This is a genomic window from Stenotrophomonas sp. STEN038 (assembly GCF_056759895.1).
This window is the reverse complement of sequence record NZ_JBRRDW010000091.1, coordinates 1-7,897: the sequence shown is the minus strand read 5'-3', so window position 1 is coordinate 7,897 and position 7,897 is coordinate 1. Positions and strand designations below refer to the sequence as shown.

At 64.4% G+C, this 7,897-nt stretch carries 8 protein-coding genes; 6 read left to right on the top strand and 2 right to left on the bottom strand.

All coding sequences use genetic code 11. The annotated features are described in order from the left end of the window. Positions 1-402: 402 nt before the first annotated feature. Positions 403-1,533: a hypothetical protein gene (locus ACVOLS_RS20890; RefSeq protein WP_481547222.1), complete on the top strand. Its 1,131-nt coding sequence runs from the start codon at positions 403-405 to the stop codon at positions 1,531-1,533. Positions 1,534-1,546: 13 nt separating this feature from the next. Here the strand turns inward: ACVOLS_RS20890 and ACVOLS_RS20885 are convergent, their stop codons facing one another. Then, on the bottom strand, positions 1,547-2,041 hold the full coding sequence (locus ACVOLS_RS20885; RefSeq protein ID WP_481517892.1) for a MarR family winged helix-turn-helix transcriptional regulator: 495 nt from the start codon (positions 2,039-2,041) through the stop codon (positions 1,547-1,549). A 127-nt stretch (positions 2,042-2,168) separates the two neighbouring features. Between ACVOLS_RS20885 and hppD the strand changes: the two genes are divergently transcribed. Together hppD and hmgA are read left to right on the top strand one after the other, a co-directional pair. Beyond that, a complete protein-coding gene (hppD, locus tag ACVOLS_RS20880) occupies positions 2,169-3,278 on the top strand; it encodes a 4-hydroxyphenylpyruvate dioxygenase (RefSeq protein WP_481547221.1) in 1,110 nt (369 codons plus the stop codon). A 232-nt stretch (positions 3,279-3,510) separates the two neighbouring features. Then, positions 3,511-4,809 carry a homogentisate 1,2-dioxygenase gene (gene hmgA / locus ACVOLS_RS20875; RefSeq protein ID WP_481547220.1) on the top strand — a complete coding sequence of 433 codons (1,299 nt, stop codon included), beginning with the start codon at positions 3,511-3,513 and terminating at the stop codon, positions 4,807-4,809. A 1-nt stretch (position 4,810) separates the two neighbouring features. Here hmgA and ACVOLS_RS20870 read toward each other — a convergent pair whose 3' ends face one another. Then, positions 4,811-5,374: a hypothetical protein gene (locus ACVOLS_RS20870; protein WP_481547219.1), complete on the bottom strand. Its 564-nt coding sequence runs from the start codon at positions 5,372-5,374 to the stop codon at positions 4,811-4,813. A 153-nt stretch (positions 5,375-5,527) separates the two neighbouring features. Between ACVOLS_RS20870 and ACVOLS_RS20865 the strand changes: the two genes are divergently transcribed. The 3 genes from ACVOLS_RS20865 to ACVOLS_RS20855 all read left to right on the top strand — a co-directional run bounded on the left by ACVOLS_RS20865 (position 5,528) and on the right by ACVOLS_RS20855 (position 7,777). Next, complete coding sequence (locus ACVOLS_RS20865) at positions 5,528-6,094, top strand: lectin (protein ID WP_481547223.1); 567 nt, start codon at positions 5,528-5,530, stop codon at positions 6,092-6,094. A gap of 77 nt (positions 6,095-6,171) precedes the next feature. Next, positions 6,172-7,125, top strand: coding sequence for a calcium/sodium antiporter (locus ACVOLS_RS20860; protein WP_481547218.1), 954 nt, complete (start codon positions 6,172-6,174; stop codon positions 7,123-7,125). Positions 7,126-7,423: 298 nt separating this feature from the next. Further along, positions 7,424-7,777: a hypothetical protein gene (locus tag ACVOLS_RS20855; RefSeq protein ID WP_481547217.1), complete on the top strand. Its 354-nt coding sequence runs from the start codon at positions 7,424-7,426 to the stop codon at positions 7,775-7,777. Positions 7,778-7,897 lie beyond the last annotated feature (120 nt).

Here is a 7,897-nt window from a genome sequence, read left to right as displayed (position 1 = left end):
ATGGCTCGGCACTACAGGGCATTGTCGGTAAGGCCTCTGCCGAGCATGGCTCGGCACTACAGGGCATTGTCGGTAAGGCCTCTGCCGAGCATGGCTCGGCACTACAGGGCATTGTCGGTAAGGCCTCTGCCGAGCATGGCTCGGCACTACAGGGCATTGTCGGTAAGGCCTCTGCCGAGCATGGCTCGGCACTACAGGGCATTGTCGGTAAGGCCTCTGCCGAGCATGGCTCGGCACTACAGGGCAGTGTCGGTAAGGCCTCTGCCGAGCATGGCTCGGCACTACGAGGCAGTGTCGGTAACGTCCCTGCCGGGCATGGCTCTGCACTACCTGGGTTCATGGGGTGGGTTCATTTTTCCCGTGCGCAGCCGCTAACGAATCAATCCCTCTGCATCCGGCGCCTTGCCCTCTCTCACCATGCAGCCAGCTGCCAGCCCCGATACCAGCACCGCAACTGTTGAGCAGGACCTTGCCAGCACCAGTCTGCCTTCGGTGGAAGAGTTGCTGGACGAGGGCGCAGCTGCAGAAGAATCCGCACCGCCGCCGCGCTACCGGCTGCCGCAGGCTTCGGTACCGCCCAACATCATGTTGCAGTCGGCCGTCACCCGGCTGGTCGAGCAGAAAGAACAGATTGATCAGCTGACCCGCAACGGTTTGCTGGCCGGTCTGCTGCCGCCGGAATGGAGTGCATCGCCCGGCAACGAACTGCGCGCCTTCGTCGCCAGCGTGGTGCCGTTCGCCTCCGACAACGTGCGTGGCGAAACCATTGCCGCGCGGGTGCCGTTGAAGTTCCTGCTCGGTCACTCGCAGCGCTGGGGCAAGCCCGATGTGGCCGAACCCAATTCCTTGTCGGCCTTTCTGGCCAGCGATGAGCGCGCCAACAGCGGCGTCAACGATCACGCCGAAGTCATGCTGCTGTCGCCGCTGGGCCTGGGCTGGGCGCACTCCGGCCGTAGCCGCGTCGGCTTTCTGCGCGCGATGGGCGTTGAATCGATGGCAGCACGGGTGACCGCCTTGCCGTATCCGGCGCCGGAACAGCTGGCGCTCTACCAGGTCAACAACGACGGCCTAACCCAATTCTGGTGCGTGATGGACAAGCGCCGACTGCGCGCGCTGCCGGTGCCTGCCCTGTCGCTGCCGTTGTTGACCGCCTACGGCGTTGCTGCGCCAGAAGCATGGCCATCCAACTGGCCGGCACCGGCCGAAGTTGGCGCGGAGCTGGCGTTGGCACGCATGGGCAAAGGCACTGCCGAAGTCGATCTGGTCAAGCTTGTGGACAAAATCAGACGTGACCAAGCCAACGATGCCTGGACCGGCGCCAGTCTGATGCAGCTGCACACCTGGGTGCCGCGCTGGCGGTTCTTCCTGACCTCGTTCATCGGTCTACCGGCCGGCCTGTTGCTGCTCGCAGCATTGGCTTTGCCCGGCCGCGTGGAGGCGGCGGCGGTGGCAGCGGCATTGGGTTTTGCAGGTGGTGCGATCGCGGCCCTTGCCGCGCCGTGGATCTATGCGCGGCGCAAGCACCTGAGTTGATCGTCGGCGACGATCAACCCTCGTTCATGCGCTGCAGACCGGCATCGGCCAAGCGCGTGATCAGGCGTTCGAGTACCTGTTCCTCGTCCTCGGTGAGCGCTGACATCAGGCGTCGTTCCATCTCGATCACCATCGGCGCGATGGTCTCGTAGACCTCGAAGCCTGCGGCAGAAAGCGCCAGGACCGAGCGGCGACGGTCATCGCCATGGGTCTCGCGTTTGATGAAACCGCGCTCCAGCAGACGCGCCACCGCGCGGCTGACCGCCACCTTGTCCATTGCCGTGCGCTCGGACACTTCACTGGCCGAGGAGCCCGGATACAGCGCCAGGATGGTGATCACGCGCCATTCGGGAATGGCCAAGCCATAGCGCTCGCCGTACAGCCGGGCGATGTTGGCGCTGACCCGGTTGGACAAAACGCTGATGCGGTAGGGCAGGAACTGCTCAAGATCCAGCAACACGTGCGAGGCGCGGATGCTGGTGGACTTGCTGTAATCGGAAGAGCTCATGCTGCAGTGCACCTTGATGGTGGTTTCATGTGAAACTATAACCTTCGGTCCAGACCCGCTTTTTGGGCGGATCTTCCTGTTTTCATCGCCGGCACCCCGGCGACCGCCATGCTCCCGGAGGCAATCCATGAATACCCCTACTGCATCCAACGCGCCCAATCTGGGCATGCAGGTCACCACCTTTGAAAACCCGATGGGCATCGATGGTTTTGAGTTCGTCGAATTCGGCGCACCGGCGGGGCAGGCTGCCCAGCTGCACGCTTACTTCAAGAACATGGGGTTCACGGCCGTCCTCCGCCACCGGCAGCGTGCTATTACCGTCTACCGTCAAGGCGGCGTCAACTTTCTTGTGAACGAGGAGCCCAACTCGTTCGCCGCCGACTTCGCTGCCAAGCATGGCCCGAGCGCCTGTGGCTTCGCCATCCGCTTCCAGAAGCCGGCTGACGAAGTGCTTTCGCTGGCCCTGGGCAACGGTGCCGAGGAAGTGGACCTGCTGGCGGAAACCCGTGCCGTACCGGCGCCGGTGATCAAGGGCATCGGCGATTGCATGCTGTACCTGGTGGATCGTTACGGCGGTGCCGGAAGCATCTATGACGCCGACTACGAGCCGATCGAAGGCGCCGAGCAGAACCCGGTTGGCTTCGGCCTGACCTTCATCGACCACCTGACCCACAACCTGTATCTGGGCAACATGCAGCAGTGGTCGGATTACTACGAGCGCCTGTTCAACTTCCGCGAGATCCGTTACTTCGACATCAAGGGCGCCAAGACCGGCCTGGTGTCCAAGGCGATGACCGCGCCGGACGGCATCGTGCGCATCCCGCTCAACGAGTCGTCCGACCCGAAGAGCCAGATCAATGAATACCTCGACGCCTACAAGGGCGAGGGCATCCAGCACATCGCCTGCTTCACCGACAACATCTACGACACCGTCGAAGCGATGCGTGCGCAGGGCATTGATTTCCTGGACACGCCGGACACCTACTTCGACGTGGTCGACCTGCGCATCCCGAACAATGGCGAAGACGTCGAGCGCCTGCGCAAGAACAAGATCCTGATCGACGCCGACCCGGAAACCAAGCAGCGCAAGCTGCTGCAGATCTTCACCAAGAACTGCATCGGTCCGATTTTCTTCGAGATCATCCAGCGCAAGGGCAATGAAGGGTTTGGCGAAGGCAACTTCCAGGCCTTGTTTGAAAGCATCGAGCGCGACCAGATGGATCGTGGTGTGCTGTAACAAGCTTTGCTTGAGGCCTTTGCTTGAAGCCTTTGCTTGAAGCCTTTGCTCAAAGCCCCTCTCCCGCCCGCGGGAGAGGGGTTGGGGTGAGGGCAGGCCCTTGCAGTTGCTGTTGATTTCCGCAGCCACCAACGCAGCCAGTTGCCTTAGGATCAAGTCAAAAGCTCCCCTCACCCCAACCCCTCTCCCGCAAGCGGGAGAGGGGCTCAATCGCAAAACATAGGCCGTCACCATGGTCAGCAACGCTTATCAATCCGGCTTCGGCAATGAGTTCGCCACCGAGGCTGTGCCCGGCACCTTGCCGGTGGGTCGCAATTCGCCGCAGCAGGTGGCGCACGGGCTGTATGCCGAGCAGCTGACCGGCACCGCCTTCACTGCGCCGCGCGGCAGCAACCGTCGCAGCTGGCTGTACCGCATCCGCCCGGCGGCAATGCACGGTGAGTTCACTCCGTTCGAGCAGCCGCGCCTGCACAGTGATTTCAGCAAGTCGGCGGCCTCGCCCAACCAACTGCGCTGGGACCCGCTGCCATTGCCCACAACGCCCACCGACTTCATCGACGGTCTGTACACGATGGGCGGCAATGGCTCGGCCGAAGCGCATACCGGCGCAGGCATCCACCTGTACGCCGCCAACGCCGACATGCGCGGCCGCTACTTCTACAACGCTGACGGCGAGCTGCTGATCGTGCCGCAGCTGGGCCGTCTGCGCCTGCGCACCGAGCTGGGCGTGATCGAGATCGAACCGCAGCAGATCGCGGTGATCCCGCGCGGCGTGCGCTTCGCGGTCGAACTGCTGGACGGGCAGGCGCGCGGCTATGTCTGCGAGAACTTCGGTGCGCTGTTGAAGCTGCCCGACCTCGGTCCGATCGGCAGCAATGGCCTGGCCAATCCGCGCGACTTCGAAACGCCGGTTGCCGCGTATGAAAACCTCGACGGCCAGTTCGAACTGGTCGCCAAGTTCCAGGGCCGCCTGTGGCGCGCTGATATCGGTCACTCGCCGCTCGACGTGGTCGGCTGGCACGGCAACTACGCGCCCTACCGCTACGACCTGCGCCACTTCAACACCATCGGCTCGATCAGCTACGACCATCCGGATCCGTCGATCTTCCTGGTGCTGCATTCGGCCAGCGATACCCCGGGCACCAGCAATCTGGATTTCGTGATCTTCCCGCCGCGTTGGCTGGTGGCGCAGAACACCTTCCGCCCGCCGTGGTTCCACCGCAACATCGCCAGCGAATTCATGGGCCTGATCCATGGCGCTTACGACGCCAAGGCCGAGGGCTTCGTGCCGGGCGGTGCGTCGATGCACAACTGCATGACCGGTCACGGCCCGGATGCGGCCACCTTCGACAAGGCCTCGCACGCGGACCTGTCCAAGCCGGACGTGATCACCGACACCATGGCCTTCATGTTCGAAACCCGCGGGGTGATCTGCCCGACCGAACAGGCGATGGACGCCGCGCACCGCCAGCGTGGCTATCAGGCCTGCTGGAGTGGGCTGCGCAACAACTTCACTCTGCCCAAGGAGTGATTCACGCCGGCAGCGGTGCTGGTTCCAGTACCGCTGCCAGATGCGTTTCCGGCAGCACTTCCTGCAGGCGTCCACGCACGCGCTGGGTGTAGCCGTCCGAGGTCATTGCCGGCAGATGGCTGAGTGCCAGCTTCAGTGCCTGCACGGTATCGCCTTCCTCGCGCGCTGCCTGCAGCAGCTTGTGCAGCTGCGCTGCAGTGGGGTTGCGCTGCAGGGCGAGGATATCCAGCACGTATATGCGTGCGGCGACCATTGAGCGGCGCCGTTCAACGGGTGCCTGCGTTGGTGCCGAGGCAGGTGTGGCTGCTGCCGCAATCGGCACCGGAGCTGGTGCGGCCTGAGGGGGGGCGGCTGGGGCTGACGCAGGCGCGACAGCCACCTGCAGATAGCCGTCGCGCTGCAACTGCGCGATCAGCTCGGGCACATCGTTGCCGAGCATGCCACTCAGCTCGGCCAGGTTGCGCTTCCCATCGCACAGGATCAATGCACGCCGCTGGCGCAGGTCCAGCGCGGCGCGGTGCGTCTGCAGCACGGTGTGGCCAAGTTCGGTCTTGTGCGGTTGCATGGGCGTTGGGCACGGGCGACGTAGGCGCCCAGCCTGTCGCCGGCAAGTGAAACCACGATGACAAGCCTGTCTTCGCGCTGGCCGGACACTGTTGTCGCTAGACTCGGCCGCAAACCCGCCCGGAGCTGCTGCATGAAGCGTATTGCCCTGCCGATGTCCCTGTTTGCCGTCCTGCTGGTGGCCTGCCAGCGCACGCCGCCGGCCGAGCCGGTAGCTGCCGAACCTGCCGCTCCTGTTCCGGCTGCCAGTCCGGCTGGCGCTGCCGCCATTGCTGCCAGCGATGCCGATTGGCAGGGTTATGGCGCTGTTCAGTTGGGCATCGATGCCGAGCAGCTGCGCACGGCATGGACAGGCGAGCTGCAGGGCGATACCGCGGCCGACGGTGGCTGCTATTACCTGTCGCCGGCCGCGCACAGTGAGGGCGGGCCGTTCTTCATGCTGGAAGAGGGCAAGTTCGTGCGCTATGACGTGCGCGGGGGCGATACCGCCGCGCCGGGCGGCGGCAGGATCGGCATGGACCTGGCCCAGCTGCAGGCGCTTTACCCGCAGGCCGAGCCGCTGCAGCCGCACAAATACGTGGAAGGCGGCAAGGTGCTGCGGGTACCGGCAACGGACGGCAGCCAGGGCGTGCTGGTGATCGAGCTGGGTGCCGATGGCAAGGCCACGACGTGGCGCGTGGGCCTGCCGCCGCAAGTGGATTACGTGGAGGGCTGTGGCTGATACCCTGCTGCGGCTACAGGCGATAGCGCGGGTACACGCCCGGCTATCGTCGCCAACAACGTAGGGAGGGAGGCGCAATGTTCGAAGCTATCGCATGGTTTGTCCTGGGGCTGGTGCTGCTCGCCCTGGGCGGTGATTCCATCGTCAAGGCCGCCTCGGGCCTGGCACAGCGCTTCGGTGCCTCGCCGTTCGTCGCCGGTTTGTTGCTGGTGGCCTTCGGCACCTCGCTGCCGGAGCTGGTGGTCAATGCCCGCGCCTTCGCGACCGGCGCGCAGGAACTGGCGCTGGGCAACGCGGTCGGCAGCAACATCGTCAATGTCGGCCTGACCCTGGGCTTGGCTGCGTTGGCTTTCCCGTTGATGGTGCGCACGCGCCTGTTGTCGCCGTTGCTGGTGCTGCTGGCGGTGGCGACGCTGGCCCTGATCGTGTTTGGGCTGGATGGCGCGATCAGCCGCATCGAAGGCATCGTGCTGCTGCTGGGTTTTGTCGGCGTTCTGGCGTTCCTGCTGAAGCGGGCACGGCATGAGCCGGCGGAGCTGCAGGAAAGCATCATCAATTACGCCACCACCCGCACGGTGCTCGGGCTCAACATCATCCGTGTCCTCATCGCCGCGGTGGTGCTGTATTACGGCGCGCGTTTTGTGGTGCAGGCAGCACCGGTGATCGGTGCTGGCTGGGGCATGTCGCCGTTGCTGGCCGGTTTGTTGCCGGTCGCGATCGGCACCGCGTTGCCGGAAGTCGCCGCAGCCATTGCTGCCGCGCGGCGCGGGCAGGGTGACATGGTCGTAGGCCACGTGATCGGCTCCAGCCTGTTCAATGTGCTGGTGGTGATCGGCGGCATGGCAGCACTGCGGCCGATGCCGCTGCCAGCTTCGTTCGTGCGGCTGGAGTTGCCGGCGGCGATCGTGTTGGTGCTGATGCTGTACCCGATGCTGCGCGGCGACCTGAAGATCAGCCGCGGCGAAGGCGCGGTGCTGTTCGTCGCGTTCCTGGCATGGATCGGCCTGGAGCTGGCGCTGTTCACCTTGTAGGAGCTGCGTAAACAGCGATGCTGGCGCAGCTGAAAGCGCCGGGTTGTATGCAATCACATGCCATGTTGCTGCTGCTGTTGCAGTGGCTTCGCGGCTGACGTCGCTCCCGGAGGTCAGCTGGTGCTGCTGCGTATGAGGTGTCTGTCTCTTGCATTCATTGCCCGTGCTGGGCTTGAATCAACGGCTCAAAGCTGACAAGGAGTCGAGCATGCGTAGGTTTTTGTTGATGGTTGTGGCGTGCATGGGCTTGGCGGGATGTGCGCATGTCGGCCGTAGCAGCACATGGGTGGACCCATCCATGGCGGTACAGCTGGCGGCTGCGGCTGGGCCGCAGCGCGGGGTGGATGGCGTGTTTGCGCTGACGGTGCGTGCCAGTGGCAACGCAGATGGCAGGTTGCACCTGAACTCCCAATCGGATTACCGCGATCCGCGCAACCTGAGCATCAGCATCGGGCCCGATGCGCTTCAGGAGCTGGTGGCTCAGTACGGGGCGGATCCCGGCGCAGCCTTGAAGGGACGCGCGATTCTGGTGCGGGGTACGGCGCGGATGGTGCGTATCGGGTTCGTTGCTGATGGCAGGCGCGTCAGCGACAAGTACTACTACCAGACGCATGTGCGGGTCGATGACGCCACGCAGCTGCAGCTGCGCTGAAGCGGACCGGTAGTGCCGAGTCATGCTCGGCAAATGTAGTGCCGCCCCCAAACAGGCAACTGGGGATCACCGGGACGAACCAACCACCCACACCACAGCCCAACCAGGAAGGGCTGATGA

Excerpts from the sequence above, each read along its gene's own strand:
- ACVOLS_RS20885 (WP_481517892.1), bottom strand. The coding sequence starts at position 2,041 with ATGAGCTCTTCCGATTACAGCAAGTCCACCAGCATCCGCGCCTCGCAC.
- hppD (WP_481547221.1), top strand. The coding sequence starts at position 2,169 with ATGAATACCCCTACTGCATCCAACGCGCCCAATCTGGGCATGCAGGTC.
- hmgA (WP_481547220.1), top strand. The coding sequence starts at position 3,511 with ATGGTCAGCAACGCTTATCAATCCGGCTTCGGCAATGAGTTCGCCACC.
- ACVOLS_RS20870 (WP_481547219.1), bottom strand. The coding sequence starts at position 5,374 with ATGCAACCGCACAAGACCGAACTTGGCCACACCGTGCTGCAGACGCAC.
- ACVOLS_RS20865 (WP_481547223.1), top strand. The coding sequence starts at position 5,528 with ATGTCCCTGTTTGCCGTCCTGCTGGTGGCCTGCCAGCGCACGCCGCCG.
- ACVOLS_RS20860 (WP_481547218.1), top strand. The coding sequence starts at position 6,172 with ATGTTCGAAGCTATCGCATGGTTTGTCCTGGGGCTGGTGCTGCTCGCC.
- ACVOLS_RS20855 (WP_481547217.1), top strand. The coding sequence starts at position 7,424 with ATGGCGGTACAGCTGGCGGCTGCGGCTGGGCCGCAGCGCGGGGTGGAT.